Source organism: Leptospira ryugenii (assembly GCF_003114855.1).
Classification (GTDB): Bacteria; Spirochaetota; Leptospiria; order Leptospirales; family Leptospiraceae; genus Leptospira_A; species Leptospira_A ryugenii.
Genome location: NZ_BFBB01000003.1, coordinates 638,097 through 658,023, shown reverse-complemented (window position 1 = coordinate 658,023; position 19,927 = coordinate 638,097). Strand labels below are relative to the sequence as shown.

The following is a 19,927-nucleotide window of genomic DNA, read 5'->3' as shown; positions in this document are numbered from 1 at the left end:
AGTTGAAGGCAGAGTCGAGACTTTTACAGGTTATTGGCTTAATTTATGCATATAGACACCTCTTGCAAAGGAACCGTTGATTGTTGTAAAGACACCACCTAAAAATAAATAGGAACCCGACTTTTGGATGCTCCTCACTTCACCGTTTGCATTTAAGGTGAGAGGATTTACAACGAAGGTATCATCAGAACGAACAGTCACGTGGGCAAAGTTTGCGCGAGTGTTCCCATTGACTGTGGTGATGGAGGTTCCACCAAAGTAGATGTCTTGCCCATCCACTAAAAATCCATAGAGGGAAGGGCCCGTTGTGATCGGGATATTTGTGGTTCTCAAGGTTGTAGTGCCAACAGTAATGGAAGCCAGACCATTCCTCGCGCTACCTAATATATTCGTATAATTTCCGAATACGAAGAGCTTTTGGTCGGGACCTGCTTTGATCCCGTAGACGGGTTGGTTAATCGTATACACCTGAGACAGGGCAACACCAGTACTCGGATTGACAACACCTAGATAGGCTCTATCTCCCAAACCATTCAGATTGGTAAAATCTCCCGAGATGTAGAGTTCATTGTTTGTGGTCTTAAAGAAAGAGCGGACATTGGTATTGGCCGTGGCAGTGAAAAGGGAGTCAACCTTCGCTGTCTCAAGATTAAACTTCACAACATTTGTATGGGTTTCTCCACCGACTGTTGCAAAATTACCTCCTGCATACAATTGTCCATCAGCCTGATAAAGACCAGTCACAAAATTGGAGCCAGTGATGGCAAAATTTCCGTTCCAAGGATCTAATTTTCTTTCTTTGATATTCCATGCAGCTAACATTGGTTTTGTTTCGCCATTTACCTTTTGGAACCCTCCGCCAAAAAATACTCTGTTGTCCACTCGTAGAAGAGAGTAAAGCTCAGAACTCAAATTGACAGTCACGTTCGGATCAGCGATTCCTGTGGATATATCTATGGCCCCAAAATTTAAAGTGGGATGAAGTCTAGGATACAAAAAGTCACCGACGATGATAAAACTAGTGTCTGTTGAGATAAGGTCATATATCCTTCCATTGGCGTTGATACTTGTGGATTCGTCTATCCGTCTGTTTTGTATATCATACTTTAAAAATGAAAATACCGCAGTATTATCGGATTTAACGTAGGTTAAGTTTGCGCCTAAAAATAACAATTGACCATCTTTGATTAGTAGTGAATCGGCAAGTGTAGACCCACCTAATTGGTTGCTCCTAATGAACGGATCGTCGGATAGAAGTGTTGAACTACTCAAATCATAGGCAAAAAAATTGGTTCGGTTTTGTCCAAAGGCCGTCGTGAAATTTCCACTTGCATACAGAACATTCCCAGAAATGGCAAGGGCTTGCGCCGAAAATCCTGATTGGAAAGGATTGAAACTGAGATCTAAGGTGCCGTTAGAGAGGTTGTATTTTCCAATTCCATAGTTTGTATTGAATTGATCATCGGCTGCAACAAAGACCCCAAAATTCGTTACCACAAAGCTTTTTGGAATTTCTACGTTGTTGTAATCTGTTGCAGCAAAGCTCGTATCTGCATTGGAAGATCCAAGATTAAGTCGACAAACGAGTCCTGAGTTATGTGTATTTGCCCCACAAGTTGCTAGAGCACCCAATAGAACATAAATTTGGTTGTTGAAAATTTGTATATCAACAACGGATTGGTTTGGATTTGGCGCCCAAGAGGTAACTGTGTTTGAATTTAAATCAATCTCTGCCAAGCGATTCCGTGCAAAGCCTCCAAAGGTTGTGAAGTTTCCTCCCACCAAAAGCTTTGATCCAACAACCAAGAGTTTGTTGATAGCTGCATCTACTGTAAAAGAGATAGGAGACAGAGAACCATCAGGTAACACTTTGGCAATGTATGTTCTTGTGGAAGAAACTCCTTTGTCTGTAATCGAGGTAAAGTTCCCTCCTATCCATAAGCCTCCATTAGGATCTGGAGCAATCGTATACACGGAGCTATTTGGGACAACTGTCGTTTGGCCTCGGTTAAGACCCGTTTTGGGGAGTATAGAGAGAAAGGGTTCGAAATACCCGATGCCTTTAAAATTCCCAGCGATGAATAATTGATTACAAAATAATTCAATTTGGCGAAGTGATGTGATCGCAGCAGGAGAATCGACAAGTTTTGGCTCACCAGTATCGTAACCTCTGGTATATAGAACTTCTTTCCCTTGTTTGCTACCATTCAGGCCTGAAATATCACCTAACATCTTAATCTTAAATCCAGTATTGGAAACACAGACATTTCCTGGGTTTGGGTAAACTTCAATAGTCGGATTTTTGGAAGCATCAATAGTTCCACCCAAACAACTCGCAAAATTATCTTTTGATAGTTGAAAATTGCCAGTGCAAGGTCCGTTTTCGGACTGCATGGTGAAGGTACTCGTATTTACAAGGCTTGAATAAGTGGCACGGATCGGTATGCCTGCCGGAACGCCTTGGCTCCCATCGATGGGACTTAAGGCTAAAAGTTCAAAGCCCCTCCCACAATTGGGAGCTGTCAAAATACATTCTAAGAGGCGGGCTTTCCAAAAGGAATCTGAATTTGGATCACCTTGGTTGTTCAAATCTACCGTACAAAAAGTACATAAATGTAAAACAAAAAAGACGGTATAGAATCTAACCGGATAGGGTATCCCATTCTGCATATTTTTCTTCAATTTTAGCATTCAAGTCCTGGATGAGTTTATCTATTTCTGCAAGCTTGGTATGATCACTCATAAACTCTTCTAAGCTCTTTTCTAAATCCTTTTTAGACTTTTCTAATATTTCAATATCTTTTTCTAAATTTTTACGTTCCTTCTCTTTTTTATTAGAAACTTTTACGTTTATATTTTTGTTAGGTTTTTCCTTGGGCGTTGGCTCAACATTCTTTTTGGATTCTAAAAATGAAGTGTATGAGCCAGTAAAGTTGCGGATGTGTCCCTCTTCTTCAAATACCAGCAAACTTTCTGCCACACGATCCATAAAATAACGATCGTGTGACACAGTTAGCACAGTTCCTGGAAAATCTTCCAAAAATGTTTCCAAGATAGAAAGCGTTTGGATATCCAAATCATTGGTTGGCTCATCTAGGATCAAAAAATTTGGCCCAATCATTAAGACTTGCACAAGATACAGCCTTCGTTTTTCTCCACCTGACAATTTGTAAATGGGTGTATGCTGTAACTTACCATCGAAGAGAAATCTTTCCAGTACTTTGGATGCAGTAAGCTTTTCTCCATTCTCACTTTCAATCATCTCTCCTGCAGTCTCTTTGATGTAAGCTAAAACCGTTTTTTGTTCCGGGAGTTCTTTGCTTGTCTGGTCAAAGTAGCCAATTTTTGTATTCAAACCTGGTTTGATCATTCCTTGGTCTGGGCTTAACCTTCCAGCGATCAAATTTAGTAAAGTGGATTTACCAACTCCGTTTTTGCCAACAACACCTAACCTCTCTTTAGCTTTGAATACATAGGAAAAGTTTTGGATGAGCTTTTTTTCGGAAAAGGATTTTTGCAGGTTTTGGATTTCGAGAATTGTCTTTCCTTGCCTTTTATTGATGACAATGAGTTCTAACTCTTTTTGTAGTTCAAATTTTTCTCTTTGGCCAAGCTCTTCTGCTCTATCAATCCGAGCCTTTTGTTTTGTTGTCCTGGCCTTTGGTTGTCGCTTTAGCCATTTCAGCTCCTGTTTGAGGTGTTGTTTGATTTTCTCTTCCTGTTTGATGAGTGTTTCCTCTCTCTCTGCTTTGCGCTGAAGGTATATTGAGTAGTTTCCATCATAAAGATAATGTTTGCCTTGGTGGATTTCTAAAATTTTATCTACAACTCGATCCAAAAAATAACGGTCATGTGTGATCAGTAGGACAGCTTTGTCAGTGTTGGCCAAAAAATCCTCAAGCCAAAGAATTGCTTCCACATCCAGATGGTTTGTAGGTTCATCTAAAATCAAAAGATTGCATTCTTCTATCAAGGATTTTGCTAACTCAACTTTTTTCAACATCCCGCCGGATAAGTCTTTCATCTGTAGATTTAAATTTGGTACACCTAATTCGCGTAATATGTTTTTAATTTGAGTTTCAAATTCCCAAGCAGAGAGGCGGTCCATCTCAGACATTAAAAAAGTATAGGTCTCTAAGTCTTTCTCCGTGGCAGATTCTAATCTTTGGCAGGCTTCCGTATAATCATGGATTAGGCGGATCAAAGCACCGCCGCCTTGGTAGATATGATCTAAAATTTTCTCCTCGGGCTTAAATTTCGGATTTTGTTCGAGAAGAGATATTTTCAGTTCTCGATTTGCTATGATCTGGCCTCCGTCTGGTTCTTCTTGTTTTAATATGCAGCGCAAAAGTGTGGACTTACCCGAACCATTGACTCCGACGATGGCACATTTTTCTCCCTCAGAAATCCCGAAATCAAGGTTTTGAAAGAGTACCTTTTCGCCGATGGTTTTGGAAACTTTTGAAAGTGAGAGTAACATATCGAGTGCCTAGAAGGGAAGTTTCTGCCAGTTTTGCACGGGGGAAGCAGAAATGCAAACCTTAGACTTATGTCACTTGACCAATTTGCTTTCTTCTGAAAGATTGATGCAGTGATGGTTTGGCTTAGGATCCTGTTTTGTTTCTCTTGCCTTCTCTTTGGCTCCCTTGGTTTGTCTGCAGAGTCGAAGCGATTCCATGGATGGTCTGTTTCCTCTCAATCTGCAAATTTGATGATCGCAGGAATTGAGACCAACTCTTCTCGCGATGGTTTTCGTTTTAAGATCCCAAATGCTCTTCCCGCCAACTATGAGATAGACTACTATCTTATGTTAGGTGAAGTTTATCTTAGAAAAAAAGACAAAGTTGGAATGGCGAACATTCTGTATGAACTTCGAAGCAAAAAAGGTGATTTCGCCTTCGCAGATGCTCTGCTCACATCTTTATGGAAGCAGGCGCAAGGTGATGAAGCTCAGGCAGAGAAAATTTTAGATACTTATATCCAAAAAGAAGCAAATACTTACTTTCGCAATTTAGCAAAAAATATGCGGACAAATCTATTTTTGTCAGGTGAAGATGAAAAAAAATCTATGATCCGCATGGACTGTTCCAAGAACAAACCATACTACTCGCTTTGCCGAGTATTTCGGATGCAATACTATATCGATATTCCGAATGGCAAGGAAAAGGATATGCACAAACATTATGTGAATATCATTCGAGTGTCCTCGCCATTTTTTGAAGATCCATATTTAGAATGGATTCCATTACTGGATCGTATTGATGAGGATCTTCCCTCTAAGTTTGCATTTTTAGGTTTCGCAAAAGAGGCAATTTATTTCCAAAAGATGATGATGGATCTGGAGTATACGAGTGATGGCCAGATCGGCGAAAATTCATTGGAAAGATTGTCTTTTTTTCAAGTCCTTGCTTCTGATTATTCCGCGGCAGAAGAATCTTTAAACCAATATCTAAATGTAACCAAAGGCAAGAAGTCTTCCTTTACTAATAGAATCTATGTAAAATTAGGTGTTCTGTCTTATTTGCAAAAGGATTATAAAAAATCCCTCTCGTATTATTTAAAGTTGGATTTTGGAAACTGGTCAAACAACGTACTCCATCCTATTTTGAATGAGCCACTTAGTATATCTGGCGCGAAAGACTTGATTTCCGTTACAGTTTGGAAACAGCAAGGAACAGAGGCGGCCATCAAAGCACTCCAAAAAATCCAAGATCCTGAAAAGTTAGGTGAGGATGATCTCTGGCCAAAATTAAGAACTGCACAATTTTTAGCAGAACAAAACCCTGAATTAGCATCTCGCATAACAGATGAGATCATTTATATGGCCCAGGGCAAAGGTTGGCGTAAAATTGAATATATGGCCACGATTCTACAAGGCTATACTCAAATCCTTCGAAGAGAATACAGACGTTCAACAATTGAGCTAACTAAAAGTCGAGGCATCTTAAACGATGAAAATCGATACCTTGGATCTGAGTTCATCCGTAATTTCGGTTTCGTGTTTGCCCATTCAGCTTCCGGAAAAAGAGGTCCCATATCAGGAAATATCAAAGAGGCATTGTTGGATTATCAAAATACGGCAGCATATGAAGATATATTCTTTATTCGAAACTACCGTGCTATTCAATTCACAACAGAGCTATTTTGGGAGCAGGCCACACAATTTCTAAAAGATGAAAATGACGCATGGTCTCTTTTGGATAGCCTATATAAATGGAACCAAATCCGATCTCAACTGTCCTCACAAACAAAGCCATTTGCCATAGCTCAAGTCCGATTTATGGACAATCAGTTTAAGTATCTTTCTGGATTTCAATCGCCGAGAGAGTCAAAATTTTTTGATTCCACCTATGTTGAATCACGCATAACTGAATCGGCTTATCTAACAAAAATGGACGAAGAATCCGTACACAAAGCACTCGATTCTGCAAAAGTGCCAGCTGTGTTCGTTATGCCTTTTCGAGATTCGCTTTTTGTTTTTTTATACCAACCAAAGGAAGCAAAGAAAAATGCCTTGGTATGGAAAGAGATTCGAAACAATCGTTCAGACAGTTTTGAAGTTTTAGAAGCAGTTCGAGAGATGACCACCTCAGTAAAGGATGCAGAACAGATCCAATTCTACGGAAACTATGAAGGATTGATCACACTCAAATCCCTAAAAAAGGATTTTGGTGAGAAACAAATCAGTTCCTTTGTCTTTCTTTTCCCATCGATGGAGATTATAAAACCACAAAGCATTGTCTCTTGGAATTGTCCTTTCTCTGCTTCCCAATTCCCAAGTGGGACAGTACAGTTGGTGGACAAAGCGTACTTTGAAGGCTCAAGGATTTTGAAAGATAAAGAGAGGGCCCACCTTTGGGACTTTGTTTCCAGCAATAAAAATACGGACCTAGGCATTGACCGAACCTGGTCTTGTAAATCCAGTGAAGGGAATTGGGATGAGATATCTTTGTTTAGAATGTACCGTCGGATAGATTACCGCACCGTACCGAAAACTATTTTTTATTCACAAACGGTTTTGGGAAAATCCTTTTGGGAGGAGCCCGCAACACATTTGGATTGGCTGAGGTTTTGGTTACATTCGGGAACCAGATGGATCTTGTACCAACCTAAATGGAGGTATGCAGATTACACCAGCCCAAATGCCTATTCAGAATTCTTTCGATCAAAAGATGAGGGGATTTTGTTTACGCAGTCTCCTCTGTAATATCTGACATAAATTGGGAACTCTGGCCTTAGAGGCTGAGAATTTCCAAAAAATGATGCTGACAATCGGGTGCTAGGATACAATTCTATGTCTAATCCGCCTTCTAAGGAGGAAGGTTTCTAGATCCTCAATGGACCCCCATAGTTATCACTTCATTTCTTTTGTCGCATCTATCCCCTCTGGTGTTTTGTGGAATTTTTAGGCATTTTCCTCATCCTCTCACTTGTCTTCATTAACGGCTTCTTTGTAGCGGCTGAATTTGCAATGGTTTCGCTTAGGCCCTCCCGTTTGGAAGAGCTAGTGAAAGAAAATCGTTCCATGGCCTTGCTCACAAAAAAGGCTATCACCAAACTAGATGATATGTTATCTGTTTGTCAGGTTGGGATAACGATCGCTAGTCTTTTGTTAGGTTGGATTGGGGAAGAGATTTTTAGCAGAATCATCATCAATACTTTTTTACTCTTTCAGTTTCCTGTTGATCCCGTTACAATTCATAGCATAGCGATAGCTTTTGCATTTGGATTTATTACTCTTTTTCACGTAATCCTAGGTGAGCTTGTTCCAAAGACCCTCGCGATTCAAAATACAGAAAGTATTGCCCTGGGTGTTGCATTTCCGATGTGGGTTTTTTATTATCTTTTTTTCCCGGTGACCTTCGTCATGAATCGGCTGTCTGGTGGAGTGCTCACATTGTTTCGACTGCAAAGGACAGGAGATAAATATGTTCATTCTGCGGAAGAACTTATGATCATTATCGAGGAGCAAAGGAAACAGGGACGTATTGATAATGAAGAGATGCGTTTAATCCAGAAGACCTTTGATTTTTCAGAACACACTGCAAAAGATGTAATGACGCATAGGCTTTCCATAGTTGGTATTTCGCAAGATTCTACAATTGATAAAATGTTGCCTCTGATTGCGGAACACAATTTCTCTCGATATCCAGTTTATGACCAAACTTTAGATAAAATTACGGGCATTGTTCATGTTCAAAAGTACTTGAAGTGGCAAGCAGAACACATGACCAGTAAAGGTAAAAAAGAAAAGATAACAGCGATTATGGAAAAGCATTTTGCTCTAGTTCCAGAATCAATGTCTATCGAAAGAGTCATGAAGAAACTCCGAGAGAAAAAACAACACATGGCCATTGTGATCGATGAATATGGTGGTGTAGCGGGGCTTTTGACTTTGGAAGATATCATCGAAGAATTTTTTGGTGAAATTCGCGATGAGACAGATACTGATGAAAATGATGTGCCGCTTGTCAAAAAATCTAAAACAATTGTTTTGGATGGCGAAACTGAAATCGACAGTCTCATGTATATATTGGAAGGCGAGGAGCCTGACGATTTGCAAGAGGTGAGGACCATAGCAGGTTTTTTCTTGGATAAAAATGAGGACATGCCAAAAGAAGGCAGTACCATAAAAATCAAACGTGGTACTTTAAAGGTAAAGAAAATGGAAGGAAACAAAATTGTATCCATTTCCTTTACACCGAAGGGTGATATCTCACAGGAAGAAGAATCCGAGGTTGAGAGAGAATCTTCTTTGGAGGATCGCTGATCATGACAAAAGAAATCATAATTGCTGTTAGTGGGTCAATTGCGGCCTATAAAACTTGTGATTTAGTGAGAAGTCTCTCTAAAAAATCTTTACCTGTTCGCGTGATCATGACAAAACATGCAACTGAATTTGTGGGCAAAATTACATTTGAAGCCCTTACAGGCAAAGAAGTAAGGATTGATGAGTTTGATACTGGCATGGCTCATATAGAAATCAAAAATATTGCTTCTGTGTTTGCTGTTGTACCTGCATCCGCAAACATTATAGGCAAATTAGCAAATGGTATTGCGGATGATTTAGTTACTTCCACGTATTTGGCCAACACAAGTCCGGTGCTCATCGCTCCATCTATGAATCCTGGGATGTATATGCATCCAGCTGTCCAACGAAATTTAAAAATTTTGGAATCAGACGGTGTGCATATTGTACGTCCAGATAAAGGCATTGTCGTCTGTGGCGATGAAGGTTATGGAAAACTAGCAAGTATCGAGCAGATAGAATCAGAAATCATATCCTTGCACCAAAAACAGATTAGTTGATGGCATCCTTTAAAAAAATCATCATAACATCTGGCCCTACGCGTGAGTGGATCGACCCTGTCCGTTATATATCCAATGCCTCTTCTGGAAAGATGGGTTTTCACATTGCAAAACATTGCCTAACAAAAAACATCCCAGAAGTTGTTTATATCCATGGGATCACCATGGAGGCATATTCTAAAGTTCCTGGTGCAAAGAATCTATCTGTCGAAACCACGATACAAATGCGAGACCAGGTGTTGACAGAGCTCACACATGATAGCCTGCTAATCATGGCTGCGGCTCCTGCAGACTTTCGGCCGATCATGACGGCAGAGCACAAGATCAAAAAAGAAAATTCCTCTGGCACAAAGAAAGGTTTACTACTCGAGCTTGAAGAAAATCCAGATATTTTGATGCAAGCATCTGAATATGTGAACAGCCAAAACCTACAGAATGTACTGAGGGTTGGTTTTGCGGCTGAGACCCAATTGTTAAAGGAGCACGCTCTAGGAAAAATTAAAAAAAAGAACATCCAATGGATAGTTGGCAATTATGTAGGTCAGGGGAAAGGCTTTGGTGAAGCTGATTCCACGATTACAATTTTTAATGCTTTGGGACCACAAAAAGAAATAGGCCCACTCCCCAAGGAGCAACTTGCCTCTCAGCTTGTGGATTTTTTGTTAGCTGTTTGATTCATTGTTGAAGGCAAAGGCAAAGAGGACAGCTAAGAATAAACAAATAAAGCTAACGATGTAATTCCATTTAATCTTTTCTCCAAGAACAAAAATAGCAAAAACAATAAAGACGATAAGAGTTATCAATTCCTGTAAGATTTTAAGTTGAAAGCCAGCGAATTTGTATTCCGTATAGCCAATACGGTTGGCAGGCACCATCAGAACATATTCAAAAAATGCGATCCCCCACGAGATAAAAATCACTGCTATCATTTGGTGGTTTTTTAGATATTTTAAATGCCCATACCAGGCAAAGGTCATAAAGATGTTGGAAAAAATAAGGAGAATGATTGTCAGCATAAAGTCCAGTTCTCTAGGTTTTCATTGATTTGCAATCTGTTTGAGAAAAGGACTTCTCATTTTTCTGAAGTTCTTTTTTTTTAACAAAGATGGCAAATTTTTGGTCAGAGATACAATCTGATTTATCTCATATCATATCCAAACATCTTTATAGAAAGCCATATCCAATTGCTAATTTAGATTTTTGTTCCAATGATTATTTAGGTTTATCAAAACATCCAGAGTTACTGCAAGCTATGCACCAAAACTTGGATCAATTGGGTGCAGGTTCAACAGCTGCCCGTTTGGTGAGGGGTCATCGAACTGAGATTGATGATTTTGAAGCTGAGTTTTCACAGTTCATTCATTCAGAAGATTCACTCTTTGTAGCCAATGGATTCATAGCAAATATGGGTCTAATCGATACAATCGCAGATTCACAAACCTATGTTTTTACTGATCGACTCAACCATGCCTCTATTTTAGATGGAATCCGAATATCAGGAGCAAAGAAAAAATACTTCCACCACCTAGATTGTAATCACCTCGAGGAACAATTGGAAAAACTCGAAGCGTCTCCTTCAGAAAAAAGCAAAAGAAAGATCATAGTCTCTGAGACTTTATTCAGTATGGATGGAGATTCTCCTAATTTAAAAAAACTTTTGTTTCTCAAACAGAAATATTCATGTGTACTTGTGTTAGACGAAGCACATGCTCTTGGTGTTTATGGTCCTGAAGGTAAGGGAAAGATCTTTTCGGAGCTTACTGAAAGTGAGATCAAAGAGATTGACTTCCGAGTTTATACTCTAGGAAAAGCCTTTGGCTTAGAAGGCGGAATGATTTCCACAACACGGTTAGGCAAAGAGTACCTTACAAATCGTATGCGATCCTTTATCTACAGCACTGCTCCTCTCCCTTTAATCCCAGCCAGCGGACGCATAAGTTTGCAATTGGTAAGGCGGGCAGACAAAGAAAGAAAACACCTACATCTGATCTCGCAGACCTTACGTACGGGCTTGAAAGAGATAGGTTGTGAACTCACGAACACTGAGTCCCATATCATCCCTATCTTATTCCGAGATGAGGAAGAAACACTCACTTTCTCTAGAAAACTAAAGGATATGGGCTTTGACGTAAGAGCAATTCGGCCACCCACAGTACCAAGTCCCCGTTTAAGAATTAGCTTAAACTCTGGCATTACGGAAGAGCAAATCGCCTATTTTTTGAAAATTTGCCGAGACCTGAAACAAAAAATCTAAATCGTTAGCTCTGTTTTTTTGCCGATAGAAATCTTAGTGAGAGCTTTTGCTTACTTGATTCCTTTCTTTTTTCTCCTACCGTTTTCCTTTCTATTTGCGCAAGCGGCGGAGGGACAGCTGGCCTTTGCCTTTCGAAGCCAAGGGAGTCTTAACCCGAGTCGTATGATCATTGTGGGTGATGTCGTGGGAGTAGAAAAGGCTAGTTACTTTGAAGCTGATAAACATAAAATTGCAGCAGAGCTCCAGGTCGATACTAGACCAGATACCGTAACCATAAAAGTGCAAAGCGATAAGGGCCTAAGGCCTGGACAAACGCTCTACTTGCTAGAAAAAAATTCAGACCACAGAACCTACCGAGACGGAAACATTGTTGGAGAAATCACTGTTAAATCGGTTTTTAAGACAACCTTTTTTGGCTGGCAGGTAAGAGGGGAAGGTTACCTAAGATTGATCGAGGACCGCCCAGTATCTGCAGCACTCCCTCTTGACACGACCAAATATGAAGAAGCTGTTTTGTTTAAAAAGCAAGGTGATTATTTTGTTGCTAAAGGCAAAATGGATGAAGCAATCCGAATGTACAAAAAGTCTATTTCTTTGGACACAAAGTATCCAGACTCGCATTTTGCTTTGGGTAAAGTACACTGGTTAGATGGAGAAGGATATGTTTCAGCTGCCAATGAATTTAACCTAGCATGGAAGAATAAAGAAAGATTTTCCAACCAACAGGAAAAAATGATTTTTCTCTTAGAGTATATGCGATTCTTGTTATACTATTACAAAATAGAATTAAAAGAAAATCCCAATACCTTCAAAATACTTCCTGAAGTTGCAAAAGAAACAAGGATTTCCGATCCAAAGAACTTTGAGGCTTGGTTGTATAGTTTTGAAATTTCTTTTCTTCAATTTAAAAGAGCAAGCAACATGGCATCGGGTATTGACAATCGAAAGGAGATGGAGCGCTTACGTGAGGAAGCACAATCACACTTAGATAAAGCTTTGAGCATCAAAAAATCTGACTATTATCTACATAAGTTGGCCTGCGAATTTTACCACTCGAGATTAAAAGACGCAACAAATGATAAAGAACGTTTGGACTACCGAACAAAGTTAATCGATCATGGCAAACTGTTGAGAATCTATAACACAGGTGATTCTGAGATTCCAGACGAGCTTCTAGATGCGATTAGAAGAGCAGAAAAAGAAGCCGGCCTACTCCGATAGTATTTTCATACTTTTCTCAAACAAAAATTCTTCTAAATACAAGAGGTCATCTGGGGCAGCACTAAAATAATTCACACCCAGATGGAAGTAATCACCTCTATCTAAAAATCGTATGATTTCTCCCCGAAGGATTAACATTCTCTCTCGACGCAGAGGAATAAACATTTTGATAATGTTGTGACGTTTTAAGTATTGAAATAACCTTCTATCATGGATTTCAAATAGCAAACCATCTAAAGAAATGTCCACAACCCTAGTGGTGCTTTGCATGGTTTCAAAGCTCCCAACTTGAATCGCAACCTTTGTGAATGCATAACTAATAATTTCACTCAATTCATGGACATACATTGCTTGAGTTGGAGCAATGGTGAAACGATCCATTGCGGTGGAGTAGGCCTTTATATAGCCGACAACATCATCATATAATCGTATCGGTGCAATTACATAGGATACAAAAAAGTTCCTTGATTCATTCTTTCGTATTGTTTCAAAAAACTCGAAAGCCAATTCCTCTCCGATTTCATTACACATCGATTGGTATTCCCAGGAAAAACTGAACAATACATCGCTTTTGTATTCTTTAATATAAGAATCGATAGAGTTGCAATCTGCTACATAAAACGTTTTTCCTGTTTCTCTGATTGCATTTTCTAAAAACTTCTCCGCATCGGTTTGAAAATCTGCATCTTTAAAAAAGACAATATCGTAATCTTTGGATACTTTTTGGATTGCCTCTGTGAGAATTAAATTGAGTAATTTTAAATCTGGTCGATCTCTCCTAATTTCTTTCATTAAATTGGGAAATCTACTTTCAGCATAAAGATTTTTACCGACTTCCCGCGATCCACCAGCTAATGATCGAAATAGTATGATAAAATTCATGAAAAGGTCATCTACGGGAATTCTTTTATTGGTCCTGAGTTGGTAACTCTGTAATTCTGTAGGAGTACGAATGATGATTCTATCGTGATGGATATCGTTGATCACTACCTCAAATTGATAGTTGATATTCATCACTTCGAATCGAACTCTTGCTCTTCTCGATCCTTTCTCTACAAAGTCAGGAATGGTTAACATTACCGTACTTGTTTGGATATCCTCAACTGCAGCAATGAGTGGCTCTTCCTCATAAATGAATTCAAACTCACGATTATCTGCTTTTAGATAATAAAACAGGTGTTTAACGATGTTGACATCAGAACCGATGATAGTCTCTTCAAAATAAGATTCAAGAATTGTGATCAATTCCTGCATCGTGTCTGTTCTGCCGATCGCCATATGTTAATTATCGAATCAGGACTCTCCCAAAAATGAACCCCTTTTGCGAAATTTTGGTCTCGGAAACGACAGAATGCGCCGAAAGAGGAAGTATATGGCAGTGAGCATTCCCAATCAGGTAAATCCAGAACTTCTTCCCATGATTCGACAAGGCCTTCTGAACCAGGAAAAAGTCTCCATTTTGATTGAACTCTATGAAATTGTGGATCGTTTCGCAACGACACTCTTCACCGAGGAAGAGATACAAGAAAGAATCAAAAAAGAAACAGGTGTTTTACCGGATATCATCAGCTGGTCAGATTATTTCCAAACAGAAGTTGCCTCGCGGTATTTTTTGGAGAGCGAAGATTCCTTACGTAAGATCGTGGATACCATTCGTTTTGATCTGATTTCTGCTCATCTCATTTTTTCTGGTAAACCTGAGTATTTTAAAAACTTAATCCGCAAAGAGGCTTTGGTCAGCAAAGGCATAGACCAAGCCAAATGGGATCATAAGATAGAGGAATCTATCCACTTAGACATTCTTTTGGATTACTATGAAAATCTAGGCATCGGAAACAAACCACTTTCCTTAGTAGACAAATTGTGGTATGAAGGCTTTCAGTTGAATGACATCGCTATTTAAACCCAAACAATTCCAATACTTAGAAATCGAGGAAACAGAAGGTGGAAAGATCATTTCCCTCTTCTTACACAACCCAGAGTCTCGGAACGCCATGACTTGGAAGATGGGCGAGGAATTTTCGCAAGCCATCGAAATCATCCGTAAGTCCAAAACTCCTCCGAGAGTTGTAATCCTTTCTGGACGGAATGCTGTCTTTTGTGCGGGAGGAGATTTGAACTTGCTCAGATCCTTCTCCGAAAAAACATACTCGCAAAACAAACGTGATATGAGGAAATTTTATAGTTTTTTCTTGTCCGTGAGAAAACTCCCTTGTCCCATCATTGCGGCGGTAAACGGGCACGCCATCGGCGCCGGTCTCTCCCTCGCCTTTGCCTGCGATTTGCGGATTTTTGCGAAGGAAGGGAAGTTCTCCTTTAACTTTGTGCGCTTAGGTATCCACCCAGGTATGGGCAGTAGTTACCTGGCACCAGAGCTTCTTGGAAAAGCATTGGGAGTTCGTTTGCTCGTGACGGGAGAAACATTCGGGGGAGCGGAGGCTTTACAATGGGGTCTAGCCTCAGAAGTGCATCCCAAGGAAAACGTGTATGAAAAAGCCTACCAATATGCAGTCAGCTTAGTGGAGGCGGCTCCTTTGGCTCTTCAGGAATTGAAAAAAAATCTATACGACGAAAGGGCTCTCGACCAAGCCTTAAAAAAAGAGGCAAAGTCTCAGGCAAAGAATTTCCTCTCCGAAGACTTCCGCGAAACGTTAACAAGCGTTCGCGAAAAGAGAAACCCCATATTTCTTGGGAGATGAAAACAATTTAGAAGTCTTCTAATTTTTGCTAGACATCTTTTCCTCTGGTGTTACAGTCAAAGGGTCGTTTATGGATGATCATCAAATACCAGATTGTTTTGATTGTGATTACAAAAATCACAATGTGCTACTTTGTGCGACCCACGAGACCATTTCTAGGATCAACGCAGAAAAAGGCTTCAAGATCTTCCAAAAGGGAGAGCATCTCTTCCATTCTGGGGAGCCTGCCGATGGCTTTTATTTCATCAAATCTGGTCTCGTGCGCACCTTTGCCCACCTTCCCTCGGGCAAAGAACAGACCTTTGCTCTTAAGAACTCGGGTGATTGGGTAGGCTTTCGGGATTGCATTTCGGAAAGCAGATTCAACCACGATGCGGTTGCTATGGAGGAGACCCATGCTTGTTTTGTTGCCTCTAGCCTCATCGAAACTCTCGTACACGACGATGCGAGCTTCCAAAAGGAAGTCTTCCGCCAGATGGCCAAAGAGTGGCGGGAAGCAGAGGAGCAGGTTGTCTCTTTAGGAACCAAACAGGTTCACGAGAAGGTTGCTGAGATCTTGCTCGTTCTGAATAACGCACAGGGAAACCGAGGGCAGGTGGAACTCAAAATCACGCGAGACATCCTCGCCTCTCTCATTGGGACCAAGACAGAAACCCTTGTCCGCGCACTTTCGGACTTGAAAGCCAGAGACTTTATTGCGATCGAAAAAAACAAAATCGACATTCTGAACAGAGAGGCCTTGTATTCACTCTCAAAAATTGCGTAATTTTTTCCCGTAGCATTAACTCTTTTTCCAGAAATTCCGATCATAGGAGGGATTGATAATCATGATAGGGTCTGTTGCCTGATTCTGTCATAAATCACTCCCGGGGGGAACCGTTAAGGAACCCCCTTTTTTTATTTCCCTTGTTTGTTTCTCTCCCGACTAAATATTGGATGAAGATATGAGCGGCAATCGACAAGAAAAAGCACAACTGTTTGGAAATCCTATCACACACCCACTCAATGTAATCCTCATCATAAACTGCTTAGTGTACATCTTACAAAATTTTGCAGACCAACAACTCGTATTTCGGTTTGGATTGATTCCTGACTTTGTCCTACATGGGGCTTTTTGGCAGGTCGTTACCTACGGATTTTTGCACTCCACTGCTTACCCGATTCCAGTTCACCTCATGTTCAACATGTATGGATTTTATATGTTGGGCACATATCTCATCCCTATCCTTGGCAAACAAAAGTTTGTCCTTCTTTACGCATTATCACAATTAGGTGGCGGTTTGCTAGTTGTTTTTTCTGCTTTGTTAAATTCTATCCTGGGCGGAAATATTATTTTGTTAGATCATTCCAATATTCCTACCATTGGAGCATCAGGTGCCGTCTTTGGTTTGTTAGCTGTCTTTGGAGAATTGTTCCCACAATCTGAACTTCTTCTCATTGTTTTTAGAATTAAAGCAAAGAATGCCATTTGGGTTTCACTGGCTATAGGCTATGCCTTCACCATTCTCGGAGATAGCGGAATTTCGAATACCTGCCATTTGGGTGGAGCCCTTGTCGGATTAGTATTTTACCGTATGCTAAAGGATAGACTCCCCAAAAACCAATTCTCTTATATGGCTGGGATGGATTGGGAAGAGGAGGAAGGCCCAAAAAAATCGGAACGAAAGCCAGAGCCAAATTTAGCTGATCTATTTATGGACCAGAAAAAAGCCAATGAGTCTTTGCTTTCCAAATTGGCCCACATGCCTGACAACTCTATCCAGATCAAGTACTTGCAAGATTACCAGGTTGCGGATGCGAACATCTGCCCTCCTTCTACGTATAACCCCGAAGATCCCATCTGCCTACGCTGTGAATGGCTACCAAATTGTGCTTTAAGAAGGGCGAAAGGATAAAAATTTTTGTAATGAGTTGACATTTCATTTCGTTACAGATAATGAAAGTATGTCGGAAAAGAAGCCTAGTGCCATCGAAGAAGTCTTAAAAAGAGAAAAGCTCACCAAAGACTTTGAGAAAGAAAAGAATTCTCAAGAAAAAAAATCGATCGCTATCGCAGCCCAGAAGATTGCGGAGGCCAACAAGGAGTTGGATGGCAAGGGATCTTCTACAACCAGTGCTCGGTACATTTCTTCCTTTGATATTGCTCTCTCTCAATCCCGCCAAGATATGCGTTTTTATTTCCTAAATGAAGAAGATTATGGAAATCGATTGAAATCCATTTTTATGGAAAACGAATCTGTTCTCAAACGATACGGCATCGACGGGAAAAAATTTTTGGATTATGTCAGAGAGTCCTATGACCGCTACAAGAAAATTCACAATCTAATGCCCCTAGAACCTATGAAGCCCAAATACTTTAAATATGTGGAGGATTCTGTTCAGGAGCTAGTCGCTATGTTCCAACAGAGATTCGGCAAATAAGCCTTTCTCCCAATCTGATTCCATCCTTTCGCAGTTGACAATGCGGTTTTCTGCAAAAGCATCTATTTTATGATGGAATCCCGTAAAACACAAGAGACTGACATTCGGCTCGATCTCAAACTTTATGGAACGGGCCAGTATCAGTTTGACACAGAGATCCCTTTTTTTGAGCACATGCTCTCCCACATTGCGAAGCACGGACTCATCGATATGAACCTCTTCCTCCGTGGTGATATTGGCATCGATTGCCACCACTCAGTTGAAGATACCGGCATCTTAATGGGGCAATTGATTCACAAACAACTCGGAGACAAAAAAGGGATTTTTCGCTACGGCCATTTTACACTCCCGATGGACGAAGTACTAACGACAGTCTCAGTAGATTTAGGTGGAAGGTTTTACTTTAAATACACGGGGCCTCATCTAGATGGTAAGTTCGGAATCTATGATGCAGAACTTTCTCTAGAGTTTCTCCAAAAGTTTGCCATGCATGCAAAGATGAACCTACACGTAGTCGTTCATTATGGCGAGAATAGACACCATATTCATGAGTCCATTTTTAAGGCTTTGGGAAAAGCTCTGAGAATGGCAATGAGTAAAGATACGGCAAATCCCGATTCTATCCCGTCCACCAAAGGCATGTTAGAGTGATTGCAGTATTAGACTTTGGAATGGGAAATATTCATTCCTTATTAAAGGCTATCTCCCTCTCGACAAACAAATTCCATTTCACTGCAAAACCCGAGGATATTAAAGCCGCCGATAAAATCATACTTCCAGGCGATGGACATTTTGATAAGGCAATGGAAAATCTCAAAAGCCAAGGTTTTATTGAGCCTCTAAAAGAACATGTGGAAAAAGGAAAGTATCTGTTAGGCATCTGCATTGGCTACCAAGTCCTTTTTGAAGACTCCGATGAAACTGCAAAAAAAGGCAGTGTGATCCAGGGACTAAGTTTGGTGAGAGGCAAAATCCGAAAGTTCGAGGGAAAACCCAACATCAAAGTCCCCCATATGGGTTGGAACAAACTTTATGAAATCAAAGCAAAGTCTTCGAAGTTGTTAAAAGGCGTACAGAATGAAACCTTTATGTACTTTATCCATTCCTACAGACCCACTGGAGTAGATCGATTGGATACCATGGCAACTTGTCGCTACTACGGGGAGTCTTTTCCCTCTGTCATTGAAAAAGGCTCTGTTATGGGCACTCAATTCCACCCAGAAAAGTCCGATAGGCTCGGACTCCAAATTCTAAACAACTTTATAGAGTTATAGTATGTTCATTTTACCAGCCGTAGATTTATTGGATGATGAGGCAGTCAGACTTCTTCAAGGAGATTACTCAAAAAAAACTGTCTACTCTTCTCATCCCGAAGAACTTGCCAAGAAATTTGAATCCGATGGAGCCGAGATCTTACATATAGTCGATTTAAATGCAGCCAAGAGTGGTGTGTCCAAAAACCAAAAATCCATCAAAAAAATTCGAGAAAATTGCAAAATGAAACTCGAGCTAGGTGGTGGTATTAGGAATGATGAAGCCATACAGTTCTTTGATGATTTGGGTATTGATCGTTTTATTTTAGGGACAATTGCAGTAGAAAATCCAAAATTTGTAGAGCAAAGTTTGGCAAAATACGGAGTGGATCGTATCGTTGTTGGCGTTGATGCCAAAAATGGTACTATTCGTACAAAAGGTTGGGAAACAGACTCCGGTTTATCCGCTTTGGATTTTTTGCGCCAACTTCACGAGATAGGCGTGAGGCATATCATTTATACAGATATTTCAAAGGACGGTATGTTGATTGGCCCAAATTTTTCCATTTACCAAACCATTCTAACGATTTATCCGGATTTCCATTTGATTGCTTCTGGTGGGGTTTCTTCTTTAGCGGATTTAAAAGAACTTCACCGCCTCACAAATGGTACATTGTATGGTGCTATCGCAGGAAAGGCGATATACGAATCAAAATTAAATTTGAAGCAAGCATTAAAAGAATTTAAAGAATATCAAAAAGGATGATAGG

The 19,927-nt window shown here is 40.2% G+C and carries 18 protein-coding genes and 1 pseudogene; 14 read left to right on the top strand and 5 right to left on the bottom strand.

The window, feature by feature from the left end; translation table 11 throughout:
• Positions 1–30: 30 nt before the first annotated feature.
• From DI060_RS07495 to DI060_RS19365, 3 genes and pseudogenes are all read right to left on the bottom strand, one after another.
• Positions 31–2,670, bottom strand: coding sequence for a two-component regulator propeller domain-containing protein (locus DI060_RS07495; protein ID WP_209451999.1), 2,640 nt, complete (start codon positions 2,668–2,670; stop codon positions 31–33).
• Positions 2,642–4,003, bottom strand: coding sequence for an ABC-F family ATP-binding cassette domain-containing protein (locus tag DI060_RS07490; protein ID WP_439956902.1), 1,362 nt, complete (start codon positions 4,001–4,003; stop codon positions 2,642–2,644). The genes DI060_RS07495 and DI060_RS07490 overlap by 29 nt, the downstream gene beginning before the upstream one ends.
• Positions 3,989–4,426 (bottom strand): annotated as a pseudogene (locus tag DI060_RS19365) (ATP-binding cassette domain-containing protein); the annotation flags it as partial. The pseudogene DI060_RS19365 and the gene DI060_RS07490, both read right to left, overlap by 15 nt.
• A 168-nt stretch (positions 4,427–4,594) precedes the next feature.
• Between DI060_RS19365 and DI060_RS07485 the strand changes: the two are divergent.
• The 4 genes from DI060_RS07485 (at position 4,595) to DI060_RS07470 (ending at position 9,983) form a co-directional block, all read left to right on the top strand.
• Positions 4,595–7,207: a hypothetical protein gene (locus DI060_RS07485; RefSeq protein ID WP_108975284.1), complete on the top strand. Its 2,613-nt coding sequence runs from the start codon at positions 4,595–4,597 to the stop codon at positions 7,205–7,207.
• A 189-nt stretch (positions 7,208–7,396) separates the two neighbouring features.
• Entirely contained in the window at positions 7,397–8,770 is a 1,374-nt protein-coding gene (locus tag DI060_RS07480) for a hemolysin family protein (protein WP_108975282.1), read from the top strand.
• Positions 8,771–8,772: 2 nt separating this feature from the next.
• On the top strand, positions 8,773–9,309 hold the full coding sequence (locus DI060_RS07475) for a flavoprotein (protein ID WP_108975280.1): 537 nt from the start codon (positions 8,773–8,775) through the stop codon (positions 9,307–9,309).
• Entirely contained in the window at positions 9,309–9,983 is a 675-nt protein-coding gene (locus tag DI060_RS07470) for a phosphopantothenoylcysteine decarboxylase domain-containing protein (protein WP_209451998.1), read from the top strand. The genes DI060_RS07475 and DI060_RS07470 overlap by 1 nt, the downstream gene beginning before the upstream one ends.
• Here the strand turns inward: DI060_RS07470 and DI060_RS07465 are convergent.
• A complete protein-coding gene (locus tag DI060_RS07465) occupies positions 9,972–10,325 on the bottom strand; it encodes a DMT family protein (protein ID WP_108975275.1) in 354 nt (117 codons plus the stop codon). The two genes, DI060_RS07470 and DI060_RS07465, sit on opposite strands and share 12 nt — an antisense overlap.
• An 89-nt stretch (positions 10,326–10,414) precedes the next feature.
• Between DI060_RS07465 and DI060_RS07460 the strand changes: the two genes are divergently transcribed.
• On the top strand, positions 10,415–11,563 hold the full coding sequence (locus DI060_RS07460) for an aminotransferase class I/II-fold pyridoxal phosphate-dependent enzyme (RefSeq protein WP_108975273.1): 1,149 nt from the start codon (positions 10,415–10,417) through the stop codon (positions 11,561–11,563).
• A 36-nt stretch (positions 11,564–11,599) separates the two neighbouring features.
• Positions 11,600–12,784 carry a tetratricopeptide repeat protein gene (locus DI060_RS07455; protein ID WP_244594307.1) on the top strand — a complete coding sequence of 395 codons (1,185 nt, stop codon included), beginning with the start codon at positions 11,600–11,602 and terminating at the stop codon, positions 12,782–12,784.
• Here the strand turns inward: DI060_RS07455 and DI060_RS07450 are convergent.
• Positions 12,773–14,062, bottom strand: a complete 1,290-nt coding sequence (locus DI060_RS07450) for a DUF1577 domain-containing protein (RefSeq protein ID WP_108975271.1) — start codon at positions 14,060–14,062, stop codon at positions 12,773–12,775. The genes DI060_RS07455 and DI060_RS07450 overlap by 12 nt on opposite strands.
• Positions 14,063–14,156: 94 nt before the next feature.
• Here DI060_RS07450 and DI060_RS07445 point away from each other — a divergent pair, with 94 nt between their 5' ends.
• The 8 genes from DI060_RS07445 to hisA all read left to right on the top strand — a co-directional run bounded on the left by DI060_RS07445 (position 14,157) and on the right by hisA (position 19,923).
• Positions 14,157–14,687: a hypothetical protein gene (locus DI060_RS07445; RefSeq protein ID WP_108975735.1), complete on the top strand. Its 531-nt coding sequence runs from the start codon at positions 14,157–14,159 to the stop codon at positions 14,685–14,687.
• A complete protein-coding gene (locus tag DI060_RS07440; RefSeq protein WP_108975268.1) occupies positions 14,671–15,483 on the top strand; it encodes an enoyl-CoA hydratase/isomerase family protein in 813 nt (270 codons plus the stop codon). Before DI060_RS07445 ends, DI060_RS07440 begins: the two co-directional genes overlap by 17 nt.
• Before the next feature lie 70 nt (positions 15,484–15,553).
• Positions 15,554–16,249, top strand: coding sequence for a Crp/Fnr family transcriptional regulator (locus tag DI060_RS07435; RefSeq protein ID WP_108975733.1), 696 nt, complete (start codon positions 15,554–15,556; stop codon positions 16,247–16,249).
• 178 nt (positions 16,250–16,427) lie between these two features.
• A complete protein-coding gene (locus DI060_RS07430) occupies positions 16,428–17,378 on the top strand; it encodes a rhomboid family intramembrane serine protease (protein ID WP_108975266.1) in 951 nt (316 codons plus the stop codon).
• 49 nt (positions 17,379–17,427) lie between these two features.
• The gene (locus DI060_RS07425) at positions 17,428–17,904 is read left to right on the top strand and encodes an LIC11177 family protein (RefSeq protein ID WP_108975264.1); all 477 of its coding nucleotides are present in this window, start codon (positions 17,428–17,430) and stop codon (positions 17,902–17,904) included.
• Between the two features lie 69 nt (positions 17,905–17,973).
• A complete protein-coding gene (gene hisB, locus DI060_RS07420; protein WP_209451997.1) occupies positions 17,974–18,555 on the top strand; it encodes an imidazoleglycerol-phosphate dehydratase HisB in 582 nt (193 codons plus the stop codon).
• Positions 18,552–19,178 carry an imidazole glycerol phosphate synthase subunit HisH gene (hisH, locus tag DI060_RS07415; protein WP_108975262.1) on the top strand — a complete coding sequence of 209 codons (627 nt, stop codon included), beginning with the start codon at positions 18,552–18,554 and terminating at the stop codon, positions 19,176–19,178. Before hisB ends, hisH begins: the two co-directional genes overlap by 4 nt.
• Before the next feature lies 1 nt (position 19,179).
• Entirely contained in the window at positions 19,180–19,923 is a 744-nt protein-coding gene (gene hisA / locus DI060_RS07410) for a 1-(5-phosphoribosyl)-5-[(5-phosphoribosylamino)methylideneamino]imidazole-4-carboxamide isomerase (RefSeq protein ID WP_108975260.1), read from the top strand.
• Positions 19,924–19,927: the final 4 nt, after the last annotated feature.